This is a genomic window from Streptomyces sp. NPDC038280 (assembly GCF_055600045.1).
Window position 1 is genome coordinate 122,609 of sequence record NZ_JBVJYZ010000016.1, and the last position, 21,387, is coordinate 143,995.

Sequence of the window (21,387 nt, forward strand, 5' to 3'; positions counted from 1 at the left end):
AGTGGGCTGCTCGGCCCTCAGGCCTGGCCGCCCGCGGTCAGGAGCCGGTCGGCGATCTCCTCGACGCGGGCCCGCAGCCCCTCCTGGCTCTTGCCGCCGTCGAGGCGTTCGCCGTCGATGACGTAGGTCGGGGTGCCGGTGACCCCGATCGCCTTGCCCTCCGCCTGGTCGGCGTCGACGATCAGGATGTGCCGCCCGTCGATGAGGGCGGTGTCGAACTCCTCGGCGTCCAGGCCCAGTTCGCGCGCCACCTCGACGAGCAGCGGCTCACCCCGGTCGGCCAGCTCCGCGGTCCTGGCCAGGACGGCCTCCGCGTACGCCCAGCCCTGGCCCTGCTCGGCGGCCTCCTCGGCCGCCTGCGCGGCGGCGAACGCGTGCTTGTGCTTCTCCAGGGGGAAGTGGCGCAGCCGCACATCCAGACGGTCCCCGTAGCGGGCCCGCAGCGCGCGGATGTCGTCCAGGGCGCTGTGGCAGTCGGAGCACTGGAGCTCGCACCAGACGTCGAGGACGACCGGGGCGGCGGCGCGGTGGGTGGTGGAGTCACTCATGGGGCCAGTCTTCCAGCCCCCGTGCCGGCCGCCCAACCGGCACCTGGGGAGGAGGGCCTCCCGGAGATCTCCCTGAGGTCCTCCGGCGGCGTGGCCACGGCCGGTCCATGAGGTGCAGGATGGAAGGGACGTATCGCCCCATGCCTGGAGGACGGGATGCTTGCCGAGACCATTTGCTCCGCGGTGTCCGCGGCCGGGCTGGGCATCGCCGCGATCACGGCCTACCGCAAGCGGTTCCTGACCGCCGCACGGCTCGCGGCCTACGCGCTCGTCCCGGTCGGCCTGGTCATGACCGGCGCGGTCGAGTGGCTGGCGGAGACGGCGTTCAGCCCGATGGCGTGGGCCGGGTTCGGCGTACTGGGCGTCGCCTGGCTGCTCTTCATGGTCACCCGAGCCGTCGAGCGCCGTACCGGTGGCACCCGCAAGGAGCGCAGAGCCGCGGCCAGGGCGTCCCGGGAGGAGGCGGTCGCCCCCGCCGCGTCCGTGCCGTCGCTCGGCCCGTCGACGAAGCCCGCCGCCGCGCAGCAGACGGCGAAGCCTCGCGCCACCGACGCGGGGGAGGACTTCAGCGACATCGAGGCCATTCTCAAGAAGCACGGCATCTGACCGGCAGTCGGCCGACAGCCCGACCAGCGCTTCCCATGATTGTGGGAGGCGCTGACGAGATGTGATGAACTGCCGCCGATGTGGGGCGTGTTGATCGTTGCCCGGCGGCCTCCTGCGCCATCATCGCCCCGAGATGCTGGAAACCTCGCGGGAACAGCCCCCCGCCCCCACCGAAGAGCCGCGAGGCTGCCTTTTCGCGCTCTCCCAGCCGCCGCTGATGATCTTCCTGGCGGTGATCGGCTGTCTGTTGCTCATGGCCTCCGTGCACGATCTCTTCCTGCTGTGAGGCCCTCACCCGCGGCGCCGTGCGCCACCGCTCAGCCGGCCGCTTCCTTGCGCCGGGCCCGGTACGCGGCCACGTGCAGGCGGTTACCGCAGGTGCGGCTGTCGCAGTAGCGGCGCGAGCGGTTGCGCGACAGGTCGACGAACGCGCGCCCGCAGTCCGGCGCCTCGCAGCGCCGCAGCCGCTCCTGCTCGCCGGCGACCACGATGAACGCCAGTGCCATCCCGCAGTCGGCGGCCAGGTGGTCGGCGACCGAGGCGCCCGGCGCGAAGTAGTGCACGTGCCAGTCGTAGCCGTCGTGGTCGGTCAGCTGGGGAGTCGTACCGGCGGCGGCCACCAGCTGGTTGATCAGCGCTGCGGCGACCCGGGCGTCCGGGGCCCCGAACACGGCGGCGAACCGGCCGCGCACGTCCTGTACGGCCTTCAGGTCGCGCTCCCCGAGCTCCCCGACGTCGCTGATGTCATGAGCGCGCACGAACGCGTTCAGCGCCGTGATGTCCCCGAGCTCGTCGCCGCGCTCGCCCTCCGGCGCGGTGTTCATCAGATCGACGACGGTGTCGAGGGCGATCCGGGTGTCGTGGGGGATCAGCACGATTCGCTCCCTGGCCAGCTGCGGGCGGGCGCCCGCCGGATTGCGCTGACTCTAGCGGCTCGGCCGTAAGAGACCCGGGGCGGTCCGAAAGTGGGCACGAAGAGGGCGCGAACCGGGTCGGTCGGGGCCGAAAAGCGCATCGGCGCCCTCACCGCGGTGGCTTCGCGGTGAGGGCGCCGATGTCCGCCGTAGGGGGTTGTCCGCGCGGCGCCGTCGCCCCGAGTCGGACGGCGCCGTGCGGCTCTCGGCCTGGCTCAGCTTTCGGCCAGGATGTGGGAGAGCTCCGTGTCCAGGTCGAAGTGGCGGTGCTCGGTGCCCGGTGGCACCGCGGCGTCGGTCCGCTTCAGGAACGATTCCAGGGCCCTCGCGGGGGCCTCGAGCAGGGCTTCGCCCTCAGGGGAGCTCAGCGCGATGCAGACGACGCCCTGGCCATGACTGCGTGACGGCCAGACTCTGACGTCGCCGGTGCCGGTGGGCCGGTGAAGGCCCTCGGCGAGAAGGTCGCGGGCGAAGACCCACTCGACCGTCTCCTCGGCTCCGGTGTGGAAGGTGGCGTGCACGGCATAAGGATCGGCCGTGTCATACCGCAGGCCCGCGGGTACAGGCAGTGAGGACTCGCTCGACACAACGAGGCGCAGGTGCAGCTCGCAGCTGACCGTGGTGTTCATAAGCGCCAGGGCCTTTCGCTCAGTGTGCGCTCGGGGATTCGCACGTCGGCGAAATCGACATGCCACCTACGGTGCCGTTGTAAACCCCTCTGTCTGTTTTGTGATCCTTCAGGTAGCTCGTATGGGGGCGTGTAACTTCGGGTTATACGGCCAAACGGGTGACGCGGCAGAGTCCGGTAGGTTGGTGCCCATGAATGCGGAGAGTGACGAGCGGGGAAAGGTCGACGGGCCCCTGCCCGAGGCACCCGCCACGGGGGACGCGACCGACGGCGTGACGCAGGGTGAGCCGGAGCTCGGCTCCCGCGCGCCCGAGTTCATCAAGGCGCGAAGGACGCTCCACCTGAGCTGGCAGGTCGGTGTCTTCGTCATCGGCCTCGCCGTCGTCGGCGCGGGCGTCGCCATGCTGGTCCTGCCCGGCCCGGGCTGGATCGTGATCTTCGGCGGCATGGCGATCTGGGCGACCGAGTTCGTCTGGGCCCAGCTGGTGCTGCGCTGGACCAAGCGGAAGGTGAGCGAGGCCGCGCAGCGCGCCCTCGACCCCCGGGTGCGGCGTCGCAACATCATCCTCACCACGATCGGTCTGGTGATCATCGCCGTGCTGGTCGGGGTGTACCTCTGGAAGTTCGGCCTCGTCATGCCGTGGAAGATCGACGAGTGACCCCGGACCGGTCCGGAAGCGCCGCTGACATGGGGTAATGTTTGCGGTGCGCCCGGGCGATTAGCTCAGTGGGAGAGCGCTTCGTTCACACCGAAGAGGTCACTGGTTCGAACCCAGTATCGCCCACCACCCGGATCGAAGGCCCTGGAGATGATCTCCAGGGCCTTCGTCGTGCGCCCGTGTCGGGCGCCTCAGTGCATCCGGCCCAGGCGCTCGCGCAGCCTGCGGGCGTCACGCAGCCGCTGCTCGTACGTCGCGCCCAGCGCGAGCAGCAGCAGACCGGCGACCGCGGGCGGCAGCCAGCGGGGCAGCGCCCCGACGACCTGGACGACGTACGGCGCCAGCTCGTGGAGCGCGTCGAGCCCGAGCACCAGCCCGCCGAGCACCAGGGGCGCCTGCAGCCGCAGCCGCGCGCCGGCCAGGGTGACCGCAAGCGCCGCGAGGCCCAGGAGGAGGGGGCGCGTCCACAGGTCGTCGCCCCAGGCGGCGAAGAGGCTCGGCAGCAGCGTCGCGGCGAGCCCGGGGCCGTACGCCGTCCAGGACGACGCCTCCGGGTCCCGCCGCCGTCGCACCACACCCACGGCCAGCGCGGGAAGGGTGACGGGAAGGGTGTACGCCTCCGGAGCGGAGACCTCCCACGCGCCCAGCCGCACCCAGGTCGCGATGACGAAGAGCCCCGCAGCGACCCACCCGGCGACCGGGCGGCGTTCCTCCCGCACCGCGGTGGCCGCGGCGATCACACCGGTGAGGGCCAGAACCGTCGCCAGATACGCGGGCCGGGGCGCCGCGAGGCTCACCGCCAGCAGGCCGGCGGCGGCGCCGGTCAGTTCGACCGGCAGCGAGACCGGGTGCCGGCGCAGCCGCGCCCCGAGGCCGGCGGTGGCCGCCGGCACGGCGAGCAGCGCCAAGGCCGCCTGAGGGCCCGTGAGATCGGCGGCCGCCGCACCCGCGGCGACGAGCCCGGTGACGGCGACGACGGCGGAGCAGGCCGCGACCACCCGTACGACACCGGCGGCGGCGAATCCCGCCCCCGCGAACAGCGCCACCAGTACGCCCAGCGCGGCGAACGTCGCGGACCGCGTGGCGAGCGCGAAGAGCACCCCGGTCACGCCGGACGTGAGCGCGCAGGCCAGAGCGGTCCACGCGACGGCGACGGCGGGGGAGAGGGGCGTGGGGGGAGCGCTCGCCGCGGAGGGACCGGCCCATCCGGCGGCGCCCGGTGTGCCGTCCTGACGCGGATCCGGGACAGCCTGGCCCGCGGCCCCGAAGGCGCCGCTCTTCCCGACCGGCCCGGGCGCGGTGCCGGGCGCGTCGGGCGTTCCCGATGCCGGAGCGCCTTCCGGGGGCGCCGGGCGGCCGGCGGTGTCCGGTCCTGCGGCGGAGTCCGGTGCGACCGGTCCAGCCTGTCCGGACGCGGCGCCGGGCGCCGAGCCCGGGGCGGTACGACCGGCGGGGCCCGCCGCGGAGTCCGTGCCCGTACGGGCGGCCGGCGCGTCCAGGCCCCGGGTCAGGAGCGTCGGACGCGTCGCCGCGTACAGCGCGGCCGCCGTCGTCAGGAGGAGGACCGCCACCGTCGGGGCGTACGCGAGATCGAGGGACGCGGGGAGCAGGACGGCCGTGGACCAGGTCAGGGCCAGAGCGGTGGAGCGGGTCCAGAGGCGGGGGACCGCCGTCAGGACCGCGGCGACGACGAGCAGGGTCAACGGGGCCGCCGACAGGTCCGCCCACGGCAGGTCGGCATGGGGGCGAGACGGGGCGCCGGACCAGATGTCCGTGACGACGGTGAGCGGCGCGGCGAGGGCCGTCGCGACCGCCGGAAGGGACCACAGGACCGAGAGTGCCTGCACGCCGCCGGAGGCGCCCACCAGCCCCCGCTTCACCGCGCGCGGCGCCGGTGTCCGCAGGACGGCCGCCAGGGCGACCGCGCACAGCAGATAGCCGAGGACCGACCAGCCCTCCGGGACGGCGGGGCGGAGCACGCCGCCCGCCGCGAGGACCGCCGCGAGACCGGCCACCGCGGACGCGGCGACGGCGGCCGCCGTCAGGCGCCACGCCGCGTACAGCGCCAGCGCGGCGCCGGCCAGCACCAGCGCGCCCGGGGCCAGGGCACCGGCCGGGCTCTGCGCCGTCACCGAGAACCATCCGCCGGCCAGCAGCGCCCAGCCGCCCGTCAGGCACGCCCCCGTCGCGGCGAGCGCCCGGACGGCGACGGGCTTGGCCCACAGCACGAGCGCGAGGTCCACCGCCGCGGTGGCCAGCATCGCCCAGCCCACCGTCAGGGCATTCGCGTCCACGGCGAGCGCCCAGAGCGGCAGCGGCAGTTGAGCGGCGACGACGGCGACGGGCAGCGGGATGCGGAGCCGGTCGAGAGCCGACCCGTACACCGTCCACAGGCCCGCGAGCACGGCGGACGCCACGGCCGTGTAACCCACGCCGTCGGCCTCCGGCAGCGCGACCCGGTGCAGCGCGTACGCGTCCAGCACGGTCAGGACCAGCCCCAGGGCCGCCACCGACTCGGCCGTCGAGGCCAGGCCCCGGCGCAGCAGCACGACCGGCGCCGCGAGGGCGGCGGCCGTCACCAGGCCGAGGACCGCCGAGCGGCCGCCGATGCCCATGTGGCCCCAGCTGACCAGCGTGAAGGCGAGGGCGGCGACCGTCAGCAGAATCCCACCGAGCACGAGCAGCACGTTCTGCACGCTCGGCGGGGAGGCGTCCGGACCGGGCCGCGGTGGACCCGGCTGCCACTGCGGACCGGGAACGGGCGCGACGGGCGGGTGCAGAACCTGGAGCAGCCAGGCGCGGCGCGCCAGCAAATGGGACCGGCGGGCGTCGAGTTGGGACAGCTCCCGGTCGACGAGCGTCAGCTCCTCGGCGGGCGGCAGGGCATTGACCATGCCTGGAGTGTGTCCCCCGCCACACCGCGACGGTATGGGCGCGCGTACTCAGATCGCGTGTGAGTACGCCCCACCGGGTCACACTGGCCGCATGGACTGGTGCCGATACCGCTTCCGCAGCGTCTGGCAGTTGGCCGCGCCGCCCGGCGCCGTCCTCGCGGCGCTCGAACGGACCGAGGAGTACCCCCGCTGGTGGCCCCAGGTCCGCGAGGTCACCCGCGTCGACGACCGGACCGGTACCGCCCGATTCCGCTCGCTCCTCCCGTACGACCTCGTCGTCACCGCGACCGCGCGGCGTCACGACCCGGCCGCGGGTGTCCTGGAGATCGGGCTCACCGGGGACCTCGAGGGGTGGGCCCGCTGGACCGTGACCCCCTGCGGCGCGGGCACCCGGGCTCTCTTCGAGCAGGAGGTGGAGGTGCGCAAGCCCCTGATGCGGCGCCTCGCCGTGCCCGGGCGGCCCGTGTTCACCGCCAACCACACCCTGATGATGCGCGCCGGCCGCCGCGGACTGGCGGCCCACCTGCGATCGGTTTGAAGGAAGCCCGCCGGGGGCTGTATGGTTCAACCCGTTCCCGGGCGATTAGCTCAGTGGGAGAGCGCTTCGTTCACACCGAAGAGGTCACTGGTTCGAACCCAGTATCGCCCACCGGGAAAGGGCCGGTCCGCATCACGCGGACCGGCCCTTCCGCATGGAACGGCCCTTCGGCCGTGTCGTGGTCGGGTCGGGCACGCTCAGGCGGCCGCCGCCGGGAGTTCGGGCCGCAGCGGCCAGGCCGGGTCGACCGCCTCCGGTGATCCGTTGCGCGCGAACCACGCCTGCAGGCCCCGGGCCTGCGCCGCGTGCCACACCGCCTGCAGGGTGTGCAGCTCCGCCGGGGACAGCCGCTCCATCCGGGACGCGAACCGTCGCGCCACCGCTCGGACGACCTCCAGCGCCGCCGTGGCGTCCGCCGCCGCGTCATGCGCGCCGTCCAGCACCACGCCGTACTGCGCGCACAGATCCGTGAGGGTGCGCCGGCCCTTGCGGTAGCGGTCCAGATGCTTGTCCATGACCCGGGGGTCGAGCACGCACAGCGGGACGTTCTCCAGATAGCGGGCCAGCGACGACGCCCGGTGGCGCCGCAGTTCACGGTCGAGGAGCGTCAGGTCGAACGGCGCGTTCATCACCACGAGCGGCCGGCCGGCCGCGCACTGCTCGGCCAGTCCCCGGGCTATCTCCTCCATCACCGGCGACGGCCACCGTCCGTTGCGCCGCAGGTGATCGTCCGTCAGTCCGTGTATCTCGGTGGCCCCCGGCGGTACGGGCACTCCCGGGTTGACCAGCCAGCGGGTGACCCGGGCGCGCCCGCCCGCCGTGTCCTGGACGACGAGGGCGGCCGAAACGATCCGGTCCTCCTCGACGTCAACTCCTGTGGTTTCCGTGTCGAATGCGGCCAAGGGCCCCTCGTACCAGAGCGTCATCGCCGAACTCCTCGCACCTGACTGGCAGATGGCGTGATCCCCCTGCCCGAATCGGTGATACCCGGCCTGTTTGCGCCGTACGCCGGGCGGTGACAACACAGATGACGGGCAAGAGAGTTGACACCCCGTCGCCACACGCACCAACGGGAAGCCGATCGGCACAGCCCGGAAGGCACGGGGAGCCATGGCACTCGCGCAGCCCGAATCCGGGGGGCTGCTACCCCAGCGGGTCGTACCGCTGCGCGGAGCGCTCGCCACCACCGCCTGCATGGAGACCTTCCAAGTGGGCTATCTGCACGCGGTCGCGGCCGCCGCGGGATGTTCTCTCGCGCAGCCGTTTCCGGACAACGGCATCGACTGGCACGTGAGCCACAGCGCTCCCGGGCACACGGTCGACGACGAAGTCACCATCAAGGTCCAGCTCAAGTGCACGTACCAGATTCCGCCGAACCCGCCCGGGGCCGCGTTCTCCTTCACCCTCGACAACGACCACCTGGTGAAGCTGGCCCGCAGCCCCGTCGCGGTGCACAAGATCCTGGTCGTGATGCTCGTGCCCAGGACCCAGGACGAGTGGCTGCGGGCCGGCCACGACGGGCTCGACCTGCGGCACTGCTGCTACTGGATCAACCTGGCAGGCCACCCGGTGACGGGCAGGCGCAGGACCACCGTGCGCATTCCGACCTCGCGGATATTCGACGACCGGGCGCTCTGCGAGATCATGTCCCGGGTCGGGGCGGGAGGGAGACCCTGATGCACCGGCCGATCGACGAACCACCCGTCAATCCGGAGCTTCCGCCCGAGGCGCGCCCGCGCGCCGCGGGCGGTGTTCCGGACCGCTGGCACGACGCCGGCGGCTCTCCCGACCCCGCGCGCGTCGACCCGCGCGTCCTCGGCGCGCTCCTCGACCGGCACGGCTGGCGCCGGCGCGGAGGGGCCGCCGGGCGGTACACGCGCTGGACACCGCCCGGGCCCGCCGCGGGCGGCCCGAGTCTGCTCGTGCCCGAGAGCAGTGCCTTTCCGGACTGCGAGGACCTGCTCGGCGAGGCCCTCACCGCGCTCGCGCGCAGCTCCGCGCCCTCCGCCCGTGACGTCCTGGTCGGACTGACCGTGCCCAGCGACGAGATCCGCTGGTGGCGCGATGTGCCACAGGGGCCCTCCGGCGAGATCCCCTGGGTGGTGCAGGAGCAGTTCAGGTCGGCGGCCAGACAACTGCTCCTGGCCGGCGCGCTGGCCGCCCGCGCACGCGCCGGGTACTACGGAGCACGCCACCGGCGACAGGCCCAGGCCTCGCTCGACGGCGTCCTGGTCGGCTCCGCGTCCGGCGGGCGCGGCCTCACCGCGTTCGTGCCGGTCGACCCGGGCCGGACGGTCACCGCGCGGCTCTACCGCGCGCTCTACGCGGTCCGTGAGGCCGCGGACTACCAGCGGGCGACCGGCGGCATGGAGGCCTTCGACGCCGCCGTCGAGGCGGGCGCGAGCCGTGAACTGACGGAGGCGCTCATCGCCCTCGTGCGCGGCGCCGAGGGGGCCAGGATCGCCCTGCGGTGGGCCCCGGCCGCCGGAGTGCCCGAGGGGTGCGCGGCCCGGCCCGAGCCGGTGGAGTTCTCCCCCGGGGACCTGCCCGCGCTGCGCGAGGCGGGGGCCCGCTACCTCATGGGCGAGCCGTCCGTGCCGGTCCGGATCACGGGCGCGGTGGTGCGGATGCGCAGGGCCGGGCCGCGCGGCCGGGGAACCGTACGGCTGAGGGTGCTCGGCGGCGCGGAGGTGGCGCACGTGCGGGTGGCGCTCGACGAGGAGTCCTATCGCACGGCCGGCCACGCCCATCTGGTCGGGCTGCCCATTCGCGTCGTCGGGCGGCTGGAGAGCCGGGGCGGCTTCCGGCGGCTCACCGACGCGTCGGGAGTGGTGCCGGTGCAGGTGGACGAGGCGGAGCGGGACCGGCTGATGAAGTCGCTCCAGGAGAACCTGGACTTCTTCGAGGAGGCGTGCGGGCCCGGCGACTGACCGGACCCGGAGGGAGCGGAAACCGTTTCGCGAGCGCCCCCGGCGGCTCGGTAACATGACGTATTGCGTCCGCACTACGTGATGCGGCGCTTCCCTTCAGTCAGGAGAGACCGGTGTCAGACGTCCGTGTGATCATCCATCGCGATTCCGAGCGGGAAGAGCGCGTGGTGACGACGGGGACTACGGCGGCCGAGCTCTTCGCCGGCGAGCGCTCCATCGTCGCCGCGCGCGTCGCGGGTGAGCTGAAGGACCTCGCGTACGAGGTGAAGGACGGCGAGGAGGTCGAGCCCGTCGAGATCTCCTCCGAGGACGGTCTCAACATCCTGCGCCACTCCACCGCGCACGTCATGGCCCAGGCCGTGCAGGAGCTCTTCCCCGAGGCCAAGCTCGGCATCGGCCCGCCGGTCAAGGACGGCTTCTACTACGACTTCGACGTCGAGAAGCCGTTCACGCCCGAGGACCTCAAGGCCGTCGAGAAGAAGATGCAGGAGATCCAGAAGCGCGGCCAGCGCTTCTCGCGCCGCGTGGTGACCGACGACGCCGCCCGCGAGGAGCTCGCGGACGAGCCGTACAAGCTGGAGCTCATCGGCATCAAGGGCTCCGCGTCGACCGACGACGGCGCGAACGTCGAGGTGGGCGGCGGCGAGCTGACCATCTACGACAACCTGGACGCCAAGACCGGTGACCTGTGCTGGAAGGACCTCTGCCGCGGTCCGCACCTGCCCACCACCCGCAACATCCCGGCTTTCAAGCTGATGCGCAACGCCGCCGCCTACTGGCGGGGCAGCGAGAAGAACCCGATGCTCCAGCGCATCTACGGCACCGCATGGCCGTCGAAGGACGAGCTGAAGGCGCACCTGGACTTCCTCGCCGAGGCCGAGAAGCGCGACCACCGCAAGCTCGGCAACGAGCTGGACCTCTTCTCCTTCCCCGACGAGGTCGGTTCCGGCCTCGCGGTCTTCCACCCCAAGGGCGGCATCATCCGCCGGGTCATGGAGGACTACTCGCGCCGCCGGCACGAGGAGCACGGCTACGAGTTCGTGTACTCGCCGCACGCCACCAAGGGCAAGCTGTTCGAGAAGTCGGGCCACCTGGACTGGTACGCCGAGGGCATGTACCCCCCCATGCAGCTCGACGAGGGCGTGGACTACTACCTCAAGCCCATGAACTGCCCGATGCACAACCTGATCTTCGACGCGCGCGGCCGCTCGTACCGTGAACTGCCGCTGCGTCTCTTCGAGTTCGGGACCGTGTACCGGTACGAGAAGTCCGGCGTCGTGCACGGTCTGACCCGGGCCCGCGGCTTCACCCAGGACGACGCGCACATCTACTGCACCAAGGAGCAGATGGCGGACGAGCTCGACAAGACGCTCACCTTCGTCCTCGACCTGCTGCGCGACTACGGTCTGACCGACTTCTACCTGGAGCTGTCCACCAAGGACCCGGAGAAGTTCGTCGGCTCGGACGAGGTCTGGGAGGAGGCCACCGAGACGCTGCGGCAGGTGGCCGAGAAGCAGGGCCTGCCGCTGGTCCCCGACCCGGGCGGCGCCGCGTTCTACGGCCCGAAGATCTCCGTCCAGGCCAAGGACGCCATCGGCCGTACCTGGCAGATGTCGACGGTCCAGCTGGACTTCAACCTGCCGGAGCGCTTCGACCTGGAGTACACCGGCCCCGACGGCACCAAGCAGCGCCCGGTCATGATCCACCGCGCCCTGTTCGGCTCCATCGAGCGCTTCTTCGCGGTGCTCCTCGAGCACTACGCGGGCGCCTTCCCCGTGTGGCTGGCCCCGGTCCAGGCGCTCGGCATCCCGATCGGCGACGCGCACGTCGAGTACCTCCAGGGCTTCGCCGCCAAGGCGAAGGCCCAGGGGCTCCGTGTGGACGTCGACGCGTCCTCCGACCGGATGCAGAAGAAGATCCGCAACGCCCAGAAGCAGAAGGTCCCGTTCATGATCATCGCGGGCGACGAGGACATGGCCGCAGGCGCGGTCTCCTTCCGCTACCGCGACGGTTCGCAGGAGAACGGCGTCCCGGTCGACGAGGCCATCGCCAAGATCGCCAAGATCGTCGAGGACCGCGTCCAGGTCTGATCCGCCGACGCTTCACGAGGCCCCCGGGGAGCTCCCCGGGGGCCTCTTCTCGTCCTCACGTGTGAACGTCTGCAGCAGCCACGACGAGAACGATCCGGTCACCGCCCCCAGCAGCGCCAGACCGCACCCCATCAGGCCCACCGCGACCACCCGGCCGAGCGGCGTCACCGGCGCCACGTCCCCGTATCCCACCGTCGCGAGCGTCGAGCAGGTCCACCACACCGCGTCCCCGAAGGTACGGACGGTGGCGCCCGGCGCCGCGTGCTCCACGTGGTAGACGCTCAGCGCCCCGGCGAAGCCGAGCAGGGTCACCGTCACCCCCGCGTACACGATCACGCGCGCGTGCAGGCTCAGGCGCGGCCGCTCCCGATGGCGCTGGACCCTCTCGTACAGCCGGACCATCCGCACCGGCCGCAGCAGCGGCAGGACGAGCACCACGGTGTCCAGCCAGTGCCGGTGGACGAACCCCGGGCCCTCGCCGCTGAGCCGCAGCCGCACCGCGTAGTCCACCGCGAAGACCGCCCAGGCGCCGAGCGTGACCGCCAGGCACACGTCCCGCCATCCCTCGGGGAGACCGTGCGCGAGCACACGGACCGCGTACCCGGCGAGGAACAGCAGCGACGCCACCGCCAGCGGGAGCTCGCTGCGGCGCTCCCAGCGCTCCTGAGGGGTCCCACCGCTGTCGGTCATCACGTCAGCATCGCCGGACGCCTTGATCGGCCGCCCCGGCGACACGCTCCGAACGGGCGAAGCAATATGCTGCACAGCATGACGATTGAGCCGGAGCAGCAGATCGGAGTGGGGACGCAGGACGCGTTCCAGCGCCTCTGGACGCCCCATCGGATGGCGTACATCCAGGGCGAGAACAAGCCCACCGGGCCCGGGGCTGACGACGGCTGTCCGTTCTGCACGATCCCGGCGATGTCGGACGAGGACGGGCTGGTCATCGCCCGCGGCGAGAAGGTGTACGCCGTACTCAACCTCTACCCGTACAACGGCGGCCACCTGATGGTGGTGCCCTTCCGCCATGTCGCCGACTACACGGAGCTGGACGACGCGGAGACGGTGGAGCTTGCCGCGTTCACCAAGTACGCGATGACCGCGCTGCGGACGGCCTCCGGGGCACATGGATTCAACATCGGCATGAACCAGGGCGGGGTGGCCGGCGCCGGAATCGCCGCCCATCTGCACCAGCACGTCGTGCCTCGCTGGGGCGGCGACACCAACTTCATGCCGGTCGTCGGCCACACCAAGGTGCTTCCGCAACTGCTCGCGGACACCCGCAAGATGCTCGCCGACGCCTGGCCGGCCACCTAGAGCCGCGCGGAGCCGCCCCGGGCTCAGGCCCGGGCGGCTCCGCGCGGTTCGGGCTCGCGCGGCTCAGGCGTCGTAGGAGTCGGCCTTCTTCGGGGTCGGGTCCTGGACGAACCCGCTCAGGACGAGGGAGCGGTTGCTGAAGCGCTCGGTGTCCACGCCGTGCTCGTCGAGCACCTTGATCGTCGCGGCGTGGACGGCCCGCATCACGGGCGTCGCCGCGCGGATCGCGTCATCGGCCATGAAGCGGTGACGCCAGGGCTTGTCGGCCCAGGCGTGCCGCAGTCCGAAGGGCTCGGGCAGGACGAGCTTGCCGCCGAGGAAGTCCAGCACCGGCGGGAACCAGGTGAGCGGGGCGCGGACCGCGAGACGGACGACCTCGTCCGTCGTGATGAGCGGCAGCGTTATCTCCTTGGTCTCCCAGAACCGGACCGTCTTGCTGATCTCCTTGGTGTTCGGCTTCGGCTTGGTGGTGAAGAGGGGATGCACCGGGCCGAGCGCGTGACCCGTCACCTCGATACGGAGCGTGTGCAGCAGCGACGTCACCGTGATCATCATGGTGAGGACCAGCTGGCCGTCCCAGAGGGTGAACTGCACCCCCAGGTAGTGGCGGTTGCCGCTGCCGAACTGCTGGTCGTTGCAGATGCGCTGTATCTCGTGCGGCTTGACCTGGAACGTGACGATGTTCTCGCCCTCGGGGCGGGCGACCTCCGCGGCCCCCTCGCCCACCGGCGCCACGATCCAGTGCTTGACCACCGGCTTGGGGAAGCCGGTCTTGAGGGAGCCGCGCTCCAGCATCTTCAACTGGTCGTGGATCGGCCGGATGACGTCCCAGCTGCGGAAGTCATGGATCTCCCGGCCCGCCTGGGGAACGAGCTCCTCGGCCAGGTGCCAGCTGCCCCAGCGGGTGCCCATGCCCAGTATTCCCTTGGGCCCCGCGTAGAAGACGACATTGGACTGCTGCTCCGCGGTGAGCTTCTCCAGGGACTGGCGCAGCTCCTCGGCGGCCGTCTGGTTCGGGTCCTGCGGCACGGCCTCGGGGATCTTCGCGCCGACGCCGCCGCCGCTGAGCAGCGAGTCCCAGCGGGCGCGCAGGTCCTGCGCGGTCGATTCGCAGATCCGCTTGGCGAGCACCCAGCCGAGGACCGGGGCGACCATCATGGCGCGCAGGTATATCGAGAGCAGCCCGCTGAAGGGCAGCTTGATCATGAAGATCACGGCGAGGATGCCGAAGCCCGCCAGCAGAATCGTCCCCAGGGCCCCCGCACGCCGGTCGGAGGCGCCGGCGATCATCCGGCGCAGCTGGAAGATGCCGAGCCACAGCAGCAGCCCGGGCAGGAAGAGCACGCCGAAGAAGAGCGTCACCAGGGTGAGCCGGGTGTCACGCTGCTTGCGGATCCCGGTGGCGGCCAGGCAGTGCTCGACGACCGGCTGCGGTTCGGTTCCGAAGGACTGGATGAGCGGCTTACGGGCGCCGCCCAGCATCCGCACCTGCACGGCCCGGGAGAACGCCTCTCCGAGGTCCGGCCTGAAGAGGGCGAACTTGCCCTTCTTGAGCGTGGATTCGTGCCACTCGTTGTTCGCCTTGAGTATCTCGTCGGCCGGGCCGTCGCGGTACGCGGCGGAGGCGAGCGCATGGGTCGCCGCCGTCTGCCCGTCCGAGCCCTGCAGGGGGATCTGCGCCCCGGGACCGAATCCGTCGAAACTCAACTGCGCCCCCATCGCCGCGTTGCCACGCGAGTACTCCGCTCTGCGGCCTGTTCCCCACCACCGCGCCCCGCACACCTTCTGAGCTGGGCACCCCAGCGTATCGGGGGAGCGGCGGGCGCGTCAGGTGGTAGGGAAAAGCGGGGCGCGCGCCCCCGCCCCGACCGGCCGAATACCGCCCGTCCGCAAGACGGTTGGGCGGGCGGTTTCCGGACGGCCTCTCAACTATGAGCCTTTCTCGGCCTGTTCGCGGATCTTGTCGGCCAGCTGGGGCGGCATGGGCTCGTGCCGGGCGTACGAACGGTCGAAGCGCCCGGTGCCGTGAGAGATGGACCGCAGGTCCACGGCGTACCGGCCGATCTCGATCTCCGGCACCTCCGCCCGGACGAGCGTGCGCCCCGGGCCCGCCTGTTCCGTGCCGACGACGCGTCCGCGCCGCCCCGACAGATCGCTCATCACCGGGCCGACATAGCTGTCCGGCACCAGTACCCGCACCTCGACCACCGGCTCCAGCAGACTGATCCGCGCCTCGGCGGCCGCCTCGCGCAGTGCCAGCGCGCCCGCCGTCTGGAACGCGGCGTCGGAGGAGTCCACCGAGTGGGCCTTGCCGTCCAGCAGCGTCACGCGCACGTCCACCAGCGGATATCCGGCCGCGACCCCACGGGCCGCCTGGGCCCGCACGCCCTTCTCCACGGACGGGATGAACTGCCGCGGCACCGCCCCGCCGACCACCTTGTCGACGAACTCGAGTCCCGACCCGGGCGGCAGCGGATCCACCTGGATCTCGCAGATCGCGAACTGGCCGTGGCCGCCGGACTGCTTCACATGCCGGCCGCGCCCCGCCGAGGCTCCCGCGAACGTCTCCCGCAGCGACACCTTGTGCGGGACGGCGTCGACCTGGACTCCGTACCGGCTGCGCAAGCGCTCCAGCGTCACGTCCCTATGGGCCTCGCCCAGGCACCACAGCACCACCTGATGCGTGTCCTGGTTCTGCTCCAGACGCATCGTCGGGTCCTCGGCGACCAGTCGCGCGAGGCCCTGGGAGAGCTTGTCCTCGTCGGCCTTGCTGTGCGCCTGGATGGCGAGCGGCAGCAGCGGCTCCGGCATCGACCAGGGCTCCATCAGCAGCGGATCGTCCTTGGCGGAGAGCGTGTCGCCGGTCTCCGCGCGGCCCAGTTTGGCGACACAGGCGAGATCACCGGCGATGCACGCGTTCAGGCCGCGCTGCTGCTTGCCGAAGGGGACCGACAGCGCGCCGACCCGCTCCTCGACGTCGTGGTCCTCATGACCCCGGTCCTCAAGGCCGTGCCCGGAGACATGGACCGTCTCGTCGGGACGCAGCGTGCCGGAGAAGACCCGCACCAGCGAGATCCGCCCGACGTAGGGGTCCGAGGCCGTCTTGACCACCTCGGCCACCAGCGGACCGTCCGGGTCGCAGCTGATCGGCGGGCGCGGAGCGCCCTTGGGAGTGGTGACGGCCGGCGCCTGCCGCTCCAGCGGCGTGGGGAAACCGCCCGTGATCAGCTCCAGGAGCTCGACGGTCCCCAGGCCCTGCTTTCCGCCGTCGGAGGCCGGCGCGGCCGCCAGGACGGGATGGAACGTGCCCCGCGCGACGGCCTTCTCCAGGTCGTCGACGAGGGTCTTGAGATCGATCTCCTCGCCGCCGAGATAGCGGTCCATCAGGGACTCGTCCTCGCTCTCGGCGATGATCCCCTCGATGAGCCTGCTGCGTGCCTCCTGGATCAGTGACTCCTGACCGGAGTCCGGCGCGTTCTCCGTCCGCGACCCCGACGAGTAGTCGAAGATCTTGCGCGTGAGCAGGCCGACGAGGCCGGTGGCGGGGGCGTGCCCGTCGGCCGCCTCGGCACCGTGCACCGGCAGGTACAGCGGCAGCACGGCGTCCGGGTCGTCGCCGCCGAAGATCCGGCCGCAGACCGAGGTGAGCTCGTCGAAGCCGGTGCGCGCGGTGTCCAGATGGGTCACCACGATGGCGCGCGGCATCCCGACCGCCGCGCACTCCTCCCAGACCATGCGGGTGGCCCCCGCCACGGCGTCGGCCTCCTGGGCGGCCGAGACGACGAAAAGGGCCGCGTCCGCCGCACGCAGACCGGCCCTCAGCTCACCGACGAAGTCGGCGTATCCGGGAGTGTCCAAGAGGTTGATCTTGTACCCGCCCCATTCGACGGGGACGAGGGACAGCTGTACGGAGCGTTGCTGACGGTGCTCGATCTCGTCGTAGTCGGAGATCGTGCCGCCGTCCTCGACTCGGCCCGCCCGGTTGACCGCTCCAGCGGTCAACGCGAGGGCCTCGACCAGAGTCGTCTTTCCCGAACCGCTGTGGCCGACCAGCACCACGTTCCGTACCGCCGAGGGCCGGTCGGCCGCTGTGGCCCTGCCGGCGGCCCCGGGGTGTGCGTGCGCCTTTTCGCCCATGATTCTTGCCCTCCGATGTCCCGATCCGATCACACGGTGAGGAGAGGAGTGGGGGCGCGGGCGAGGGGGAGCATCCGCGGCGGCTCCGACGATGCCCGCGGTCGTCCTTCGAGCTTCGCATTGCCGTCACGGTGCGTCCATACGTCGTACGTGACCACGGCCATCCGCCGGACGGGACGCGACCGGCCGGGTGCCCGGCACTGGAGCCCCGACGTCCTGGCTACGATGGGCCAGCCGGAGGCCATTGGGGCCGCCCGGCCACCGACCCTCGGGAAGGCCATGCTGAACAAGTACGCGCGTGCGTTTTTTACGCGTGTCCTCACACCGTTCGCCGCGTTTCTGCTCCGACGAGGGGTCAGTCCGGACGCGGTCACGCTCATCGGTACGGCCGGGGTGATGGCGGGTGCGCTGGTCTTCTTCCCGCGGGGAGAGTTCTTCTGGGGCACGATCGTCATCACCCTCTTCGTCTTCTCGGACCTGGTCGACGGGAACATGGCCCGGCAGGCCGGGATCTCCAGCCGCTGGGGCGCGTTCCTGGACTCGACGCTCGACCGGGTCGCCGACGGGGCGATCTTCGGCGGTTTCGCGCTCTGGTACGCCGGCACGGGCGATGACAACATTCTGTGCGCGGTGGCCATCTTCTGCCTGGCCAGCGGCCAGGTCGTCTCGTACACCAAGGCGCGCGGCGAATCGATTGGCCTGCCGGTCGCGGTCAACGGACTGGTGGAGCGCGCCGAGCGACTGGTGATCTCGCTGGTCGCGGCCGGCCTCGCCGGACTCCACGGCTTCGGTGTGCCGGGCATCGACATCCTGCTGCCCATCGCCCTGTGGATCGTGGCCATCGGCAGCGCCGTCACCCTCGGACAGCGGGTCGTGACCGTGCGCCGGGAGTCGGCCGAGGCGGACGCCGCCTCCAGGGGAACCGGGGCGACCTCGTGAGCGGTGTGAAGGACAGGCTCACCGACGCCCTGTACGGGCTCGGCTGGAGCGCCGTGAAAAAGCTTCCCGAGCCCGTCGCGGCCGGACTCGGCCGGCGCATCGCCGACACCGCCTGGAAGCGGCGCGGCAAGAGCGTGCTGCGGCTGGAGTCCAACCTCGCGCGCGTGGTCCCGGACGCCACGCCCGAGCGGCTCGCCGAGCTCTCCAAGGCCGGCATGCGCTCGTACATGCGGTACTGGATGGAGTCCTTCCGGCTGCCGTCCTGGAGCGCGGAGCGGGTCTCCGCCGGCTTCGACGTGAAGGACGTCCACTACCTGAAGGACGGCCTCGCGTCCGGCCGCGGCGTGGTCCTCGCGCTGCCCCACCTGGCCAACTGGGACCTCGCGGGCGTCTGGGTCACCCGTTCCCTCGGAGTGCCGTTCACGACGGTCGCCGAGCGGCTCAAGCCCGAGACGCTCTACGACCGGTTCGTGGCCTACCGGGAATCCCTGGGCATGGAGGTGCTGCCGCACACCGGAGGCGCCGCCTTCGGGACGCTGGCGCGCCGGCTGCGCGCCGGTGGCCTCGTCTGCCTGGTCTCCGACCGGGATCTGTCCGCCTCGGGGGTCGAGGTGAAGTTCTTCGGCGACACCGCGCGCATGCCGGCGGGACCGGCGCTGCTGGCCCAGCAGACGGGCGCGCTGCTGCTGCCCGTGACGCTCTGGTACGACGAGTCGGCGGTCATGAAGGGGCGGATCCACCCGCCCGTCGACGTCCCCGAGACAGGTGACAGGACCGAGCGGACGGCCTCCATGACACAGGCGCTGGCCGACGCCTTCGCCACCGGAATCGCCGAACACCCGGAGGACTGGCACATGCTCCAGCGACTGTGGCTCGCGGACCTGGAGGAGCGGCGTCCGTGAAGATCGGCATCGTCTGCCCCTACTCCTGGGACGTGCCGGGCGGCGTCCAGTTCCACATCCGGGACCTCGCCGAGCATCTGATCGGGCTCGGCCACCAGGTCTCCGTCCTCGCCCCCGCGGACGACGAGACCCCGCTGCCGCCGTACGTCGTCTCGGCGGGCCGGGCCGTCCCCGTCCCGTACAACGGCTCGGTCGCCCGGCTCAACTTCGGTTTCCTCTCCGCCGCGCGGGTGCGGCGCTGGCTCCACGACGGCACCTTCGACGTGATCCACATCCACGAGCCGACCTCCCCGTCGCTCGGGCTGCTCACCTGCTGGGCGGCGCAGGGCCCGATCGTCGCGACCTTCCACACCTCGAACCCGCGCTCGCGGGCGATGATCGCCGCGTACCCGATCCTCCAGCCCGCGCTGGAGAAGATCAGCGCGCGGATCGCGGTCAGCGAGTACGCGCGCCGGACGCTGGTCGAGCACCTGGGCGGTGACGCGGTCGTCATCCCCAACGGCGTCGATGTCGACTTCTTCGCCGAGGCCGAGCCCAAGGCCGAGTGGCAGGGCGGCACGCTCGGCTTCATCGGCCGGATCGACGAACCGCGCAAGGGCCTGCCGGTCCTCATGCACGCCCTGCCCAAGATCCTCGCCGAACGGCCCGACGCCCGGCTCCTGGTGGCCGGCCGCGGCGACGAGGAGGAGGCGGTCGCCTCCCTCCCCAAGGAGATGCGCTCCCGCGTCGAGTTCCTCGGAATGATCAGTGACGAGGACAAGGCCAGGCTGCTGAGCAGCGTCGACGTGTACGTGGCGCCGAACACCGGCGGCGAGAGCTTCGGCATCATCCTCGTCGAGGCCCTCTCGGCCGCCGCGCCGGTCCTCGCCAGCGACCTGGACGCCTTCGCGCAGGTCCTCGACCAGGGCGGCGCCGGCGAACTCTTCGCCAACGAGGACGCGGACGCCCTGGCCACGGGGGCGATCCGGCTCCTGGGCGACCCGGCGCGCCGCGAGGAACTGCGCGCGCGGGGCAGCGCGCACGTCCGGCGCTTCGACTGGTCGACGGTGGGTGCGGACATCCTGGCGGTGTACGAGACGGTGACGGACGGCGCGGCGTCGGTGGCGGAGGACGAGCGCACGGGCCTGCGGGCGCCGTGGGGCGGACGCTGGAACGGAAGCCTCGCGCGGAAGGGGAACGGCGCGTAGGGGGACCGCCCCCAGTGGGAGCCCGGCCGCGTCCATCCAGCGGGGAGCGGCACCGCCCGCCCGGTCGGTCGCCAGGGCCGGGGCCACCCGCCGGGTGGCTGGTCCCCGTGACGGTGAAGTCCGGCCCCCGACGCACCGGCTGATCTGCCCCGCGCCCGAGCCCGCCGCCCCCGGCGCACCCGCTGTTCTGCCCGATAGCTGTGCGCTCGTGACCGCGGGGTCCGCCCCGGCGCGCGAGGCCACGCCCCGGCGCACCGGCTGATCTGCCCCGCGCCCGAGGCCCCGCCGTCCCCCGGCGCACCCCGTGTTCTGCCCGGCGACCGCGAGGTCCGGGCCCCGGCCCCCGCCGCCCCCGTACCCGCCGCCCCCGGCGCACCCGCTGATCTGGCCGGTAGCCTGTGCGCCCGTGACCGCAACTCTCATCTGGATCATCGTCGGCCTGTTCGCGATCGGCCTCTATCTGAGCTGGACCGCCGGGCGGCTCGACCGGCTCCACGCCCGGATCGACGCGGCCCGTGCCGCGCTCGACGCCCAGCTCGTACGCCGCGCCTCGGTCACCCAGGAACTGGCCACCTCCGGCGTCCTCGACCCGGCCGCATCCATCGTGCTCTACCAGGCCGCGCACGCCGCACGCCAGGCCGAGGAGGACCACCGGGAGGTCGCCGAGAGCGAGCTCAGCCAGGCGTTGCGCGCCGTCTTCGGGGAGCCGGAGCAGGTGGAGCTCGTACGGGAGGCCCCGGGCGGCGAGGAGGCGGCGGGCGAGCTCGCGGCCGCCGTGCGCCGCGTCCCGATGGCCCGCCGCTTCCACAACGACGCCGTCCGCGCGGCCCGCGCGCTGCGCCGCCACCGCAAGGTCCGCTGGTTCCGGCTGGCGGGCCATGCCCCCTTCCCGCTGGCCTTCGAAATGGACGACGAACCCCCCACCGCCCTGGCGGACCGCCCCGGAACATGACCTTGAAACCCCTGAACCACCCGGTAATCGAAGCCGACCCTCACCCCTGACCTCGGAAAACGAGCCACCGGCTCGCTATTGGCCCTTGCAGTGGACTGGTCCTGGCCTGTTTCCTCACTGGTGTCGTAAAACCCCCGTTCTCACGA

The 21,387-nt window shown here is 72.2% G+C and carries 20 protein-coding genes and 2 tRNA genes; 14 read left to right on the forward strand and 8 right to left on the reverse strand.

What is annotated here, in order from left to right; all coding sequences use genetic code 11:
• Positions 1-17 precede the first annotated feature (17 nt).
• Entirely contained in the window at positions 18-548 is a 531-nt protein-coding gene (locus tag ACZ7J0_RS27150) for a DsbA family protein (RefSeq protein WP_470891591.1), read from the reverse strand.
• A 156-nt stretch (positions 549-704) separates the two neighbouring features.
• On the opposite strand from ACZ7J0_RS27150, the gene ACZ7J0_RS27155 reads away from it, so the two are divergent.
• Positions 705-1,154, forward strand: a complete 450-nt coding sequence (locus tag ACZ7J0_RS27155; RefSeq protein ID WP_470891593.1) for a hypothetical protein — start codon at positions 705-707, stop codon at positions 1,152-1,154.
• A gap of 133 nt (positions 1,155-1,287) precedes the next feature.
• On the forward strand, positions 1,288-1,440 hold the full coding sequence (locus ACZ7J0_RS27160; RefSeq protein WP_468709318.1) for a hypothetical protein: 153 nt from the start codon (positions 1,288-1,290) through the stop codon (positions 1,438-1,440).
• A 31-nt stretch (positions 1,441-1,471) separates the two neighbouring features.
• Here ACZ7J0_RS27160 and ACZ7J0_RS27165 read toward each other — a convergent pair whose 3' ends face one another.
• Positions 1,472-2,029, reverse strand: coding sequence for a CGNR zinc finger domain-containing protein (locus tag ACZ7J0_RS27165; protein WP_470891595.1), 558 nt, complete (start codon positions 2,027-2,029; stop codon positions 1,472-1,474).
• Between the two features lie 254 nt (positions 2,030-2,283).
• Entirely contained in the window at positions 2,284-2,697 is a 414-nt protein-coding gene (locus ACZ7J0_RS27170) for an SsgA family sporulation/cell division regulator (protein ID WP_003959770.1), read from the reverse strand.
• Between the two features lie 190 nt (positions 2,698-2,887).
• On the opposite strand from ACZ7J0_RS27170, the gene ACZ7J0_RS27175 reads away from it, so the two are divergent.
• Together ACZ7J0_RS27175 and ACZ7J0_RS27180 are read left to right on the forward strand one after the other, a co-directional pair.
• Positions 2,888-3,355 (forward strand): TIGR02611 family protein, encoded by a 468-nt coding sequence (locus tag ACZ7J0_RS27175; RefSeq protein ID WP_469122814.1) that lies wholly within the window; start codon positions 2,888-2,890, stop codon positions 3,353-3,355.
• Between the two features lie 54 nt (positions 3,356-3,409).
• Positions 3,410-3,484: transfer RNA gene (locus tag ACZ7J0_RS27180), tRNA-Val, on the forward strand.
• A gap of 62 nt (positions 3,485-3,546) precedes the next feature.
• Here ACZ7J0_RS27180 and ACZ7J0_RS27185 read toward each other — a convergent pair.
• Complete coding sequence (locus tag ACZ7J0_RS27185) at positions 3,547-6,249, reverse strand: SCO7613 C-terminal domain-containing membrane protein (RefSeq protein ID WP_470891597.1); 2,703 nt, start codon at positions 6,247-6,249, stop codon at positions 3,547-3,549.
• Positions 6,250-6,340: 91 nt separating this feature from the next.
• Here ACZ7J0_RS27185 and ACZ7J0_RS27190 point away from each other — a divergent pair, with 91 nt between their 5' ends.
• Together ACZ7J0_RS27190 and ACZ7J0_RS27195 are read left to right on the forward strand one after the other, a co-directional pair.
• Positions 6,341-6,787, forward strand: coding sequence for an SRPBCC family protein (locus ACZ7J0_RS27190; protein WP_470891599.1), 447 nt, complete (start codon positions 6,341-6,343; stop codon positions 6,785-6,787).
• 39 nt (positions 6,788-6,826) lie between these two features.
• Positions 6,827-6,898 (forward strand) — tRNA-Val (locus ACZ7J0_RS27195).
• A gap of 86 nt (positions 6,899-6,984) precedes the next feature.
• Here ACZ7J0_RS27195 and ACZ7J0_RS27200 read toward each other — a convergent pair.
• Positions 6,985-7,713, reverse strand: a complete 729-nt coding sequence (locus ACZ7J0_RS27200) for an exonuclease domain-containing protein (RefSeq protein ID WP_469122817.1) — start codon at positions 7,711-7,713, stop codon at positions 6,985-6,987.
• Positions 7,714-7,897: 184 nt separating this feature from the next.
• On the opposite strand from ACZ7J0_RS27200, the gene ACZ7J0_RS27205 reads away from it, so the two are divergent.
• The 3 genes from ACZ7J0_RS27205 to thrS all read left to right on the forward strand — a co-directional run bounded on the left by ACZ7J0_RS27205 (position 7,898) and on the right by thrS (position 11,807).
• Positions 7,898-8,464 carry a DUF4365 domain-containing protein gene (locus ACZ7J0_RS27205; protein WP_470891601.1) on the forward strand — a complete coding sequence of 189 codons (567 nt, stop codon included), beginning with the start codon at positions 7,898-7,900 and terminating at the stop codon, positions 8,462-8,464.
• Entirely contained in the window at positions 8,464-9,717 is a 1,254-nt protein-coding gene (locus ACZ7J0_RS27210) for a hypothetical protein (RefSeq protein ID WP_470891603.1), read from the forward strand. The genes ACZ7J0_RS27205 and ACZ7J0_RS27210 overlap by 1 nt, the downstream gene beginning before the upstream one ends.
• Before the next feature lie 113 nt (positions 9,718-9,830).
• The gene (gene thrS / locus ACZ7J0_RS27215; protein ID WP_470891605.1) at positions 9,831-11,807 is read left to right on the forward strand and encodes a threonine--tRNA ligase; all 1,977 of its coding nucleotides are present in this window, start codon (positions 9,831-9,833) and stop codon (positions 11,805-11,807) included.
• Between the two features lie 12 nt (positions 11,808-11,819).
• Here thrS and ACZ7J0_RS27220 read toward each other — a convergent pair whose 3' ends face one another.
• Entirely contained in the window at positions 11,820-12,497 is a 678-nt protein-coding gene (locus tag ACZ7J0_RS27220; protein WP_470891607.1) for a potassium channel family protein, read from the reverse strand.
• A 66-nt stretch (positions 12,498-12,563) separates the two neighbouring features.
• Here ACZ7J0_RS27220 and ACZ7J0_RS27225 point away from each other — a divergent pair, with 66 nt between their 5' ends.
• Positions 12,564-13,124 carry an HIT family protein gene (locus tag ACZ7J0_RS27225; RefSeq protein ID WP_470891609.1) on the forward strand — a complete coding sequence of 187 codons (561 nt, stop codon included), beginning with the start codon at positions 12,564-12,566 and terminating at the stop codon, positions 13,122-13,124.
• A gap of 63 nt (positions 13,125-13,187) precedes the next feature.
• Here ACZ7J0_RS27225 and ACZ7J0_RS27230 read toward each other — a convergent pair whose 3' ends face one another.
• Both ACZ7J0_RS27230 and ACZ7J0_RS27235 read right to left on the reverse strand, forming a co-directional pair.
• Entirely contained in the window at positions 13,188-14,843 is a 1,656-nt protein-coding gene (locus ACZ7J0_RS27230; RefSeq protein ID WP_470891611.1) for a hypothetical protein, read from the reverse strand.
• A gap of 210 nt (positions 14,844-15,053) precedes the next feature.
• Complete coding sequence (locus ACZ7J0_RS27235; protein ID WP_470891613.1) at positions 15,054-17,261, reverse strand: elongation factor G-like protein EF-G2; 2,208 nt, start codon at positions 17,259-17,261, stop codon at positions 15,054-15,056.
• A 225-nt stretch (positions 17,262-17,486) separates the two neighbouring features.
• Here ACZ7J0_RS27235 and pgsA point away from each other — a divergent pair, with 225 nt between their 5' ends.
• The 4 genes from pgsA to ACZ7J0_RS27255 all read left to right on the forward strand — a co-directional run bounded on the left by pgsA (position 17,487) and on the right by ACZ7J0_RS27255 (position 21,241).
• The gene (gene pgsA / locus ACZ7J0_RS27240) at positions 17,487-18,200 is read left to right on the forward strand and encodes a phosphatidylinositol phosphate synthase (RefSeq protein WP_470891663.1); all 714 of its coding nucleotides are present in this window, start codon (positions 17,487-17,489) and stop codon (positions 18,198-18,200) included.
• Positions 18,197-19,102, forward strand: a complete 906-nt coding sequence (locus tag ACZ7J0_RS27245; protein ID WP_470891615.1) for a phosphatidylinositol mannoside acyltransferase — start codon at positions 18,197-18,199, stop codon at positions 19,100-19,102. The genes pgsA and ACZ7J0_RS27245 overlap by 4 nt, the downstream gene beginning before the upstream one ends.
• A complete protein-coding gene (locus ACZ7J0_RS27250) occupies positions 19,099-20,289 on the forward strand; it encodes a glycosyltransferase family 4 protein (protein ID WP_470891617.1) in 1,191 nt (396 codons plus the stop codon). The genes ACZ7J0_RS27245 and ACZ7J0_RS27250 overlap by 4 nt, the downstream gene beginning before the upstream one ends.
• A 406-nt stretch (positions 20,290-20,695) precedes the next feature.
• On the forward strand, positions 20,696-21,241 hold the full coding sequence (locus ACZ7J0_RS27255; RefSeq protein ID WP_470891619.1) for a LemA family protein: 546 nt from the start codon (positions 20,696-20,698) through the stop codon (positions 21,239-21,241).
• Positions 21,242-21,387 lie beyond the last annotated feature (146 nt).

What these genes read in the sequence shown, in the direction of transcription:
- ACZ7J0_RS27205 (WP_470891601.1), top strand. Translation starts at nt 7,898, where the DNA reads ATGGCACTCGCGCAGCCCGAATCCGGGGGGCTGCTACCCCAGCGGGTC.
- ACZ7J0_RS27170 (WP_003959770.1), bottom strand. Translation starts at nt 2,697, where the DNA reads ATGAACACCACGGTCAGCTGCGAGCTGCACCTGCGCCTCGTTGTGTCG.
- ACZ7J0_RS27220 (WP_470891607.1), bottom strand. Translation starts at nt 12,497, where the DNA reads ATGACCGACAGCGGTGGGACCCCTCAGGAGCGCTGGGAGCGCCGCAGC.
- ACZ7J0_RS27190 (WP_470891599.1), top strand. Translation starts at nt 6,341, where the DNA reads ATGGACTGGTGCCGATACCGCTTCCGCAGCGTCTGGCAGTTGGCCGCG.
- ACZ7J0_RS27150 (WP_470891591.1), bottom strand. Translation starts at nt 548, where the DNA reads ATGAGTGACTCCACCACCCACCGCGCCGCCGCCCCGGTCGTCCTCGAC.
- ACZ7J0_RS27200 (WP_469122817.1), bottom strand. Translation starts at nt 7,713, where the DNA reads ATGACGCTCTGGTACGAGGGGCCCTTGGCCGCATTCGACACGGAAACC.
- ACZ7J0_RS27225 (WP_470891609.1), top strand. Translation starts at nt 12,564, where the DNA reads ATGCTGCACAGCATGACGATTGAGCCGGAGCAGCAGATCGGAGTGGGG.
- ACZ7J0_RS27235 (WP_470891613.1), bottom strand. Translation starts at nt 17,261, where the DNA reads ATGGGCGAAAAGGCGCACGCACACCCCGGGGCCGCCGGCAGGGCCACA.
- pgsA (WP_470891663.1), top strand. Translation starts at nt 17,487, where the DNA reads ATGGGCCAGCCGGAGGCCATTGGGGCCGCCCGGCCACCGACCCTCGGG.
- ACZ7J0_RS27185 (WP_470891597.1), bottom strand. Translation starts at nt 6,249, where the DNA reads ATGGTCAATGCCCTGCCGCCCGCCGAGGAGCTGACGCTCGTCGACCGG.
- ACZ7J0_RS27160 (WP_468709318.1), top strand. Translation starts at nt 1,288, where the DNA reads ATGCTGGAAACCTCGCGGGAACAGCCCCCCGCCCCCACCGAAGAGCCG.
- ACZ7J0_RS27230 (WP_470891611.1), bottom strand. Translation starts at nt 14,843, where the DNA reads ATGGGGGCGCAGTTGAGTTTCGACGGATTCGGTCCCGGGGCGCAGATC.
- ACZ7J0_RS27175 (WP_469122814.1), top strand. Translation starts at nt 2,888, where the DNA reads ATGAATGCGGAGAGTGACGAGCGGGGAAAGGTCGACGGGCCCCTGCCC.
- ACZ7J0_RS27210 (WP_470891603.1), top strand. Translation starts at nt 8,464, where the DNA reads ATGCACCGGCCGATCGACGAACCACCCGTCAATCCGGAGCTTCCGCCC.
- ACZ7J0_RS27155 (WP_470891593.1), top strand. Translation starts at nt 705, where the DNA reads ATGCTTGCCGAGACCATTTGCTCCGCGGTGTCCGCGGCCGGGCTGGGC.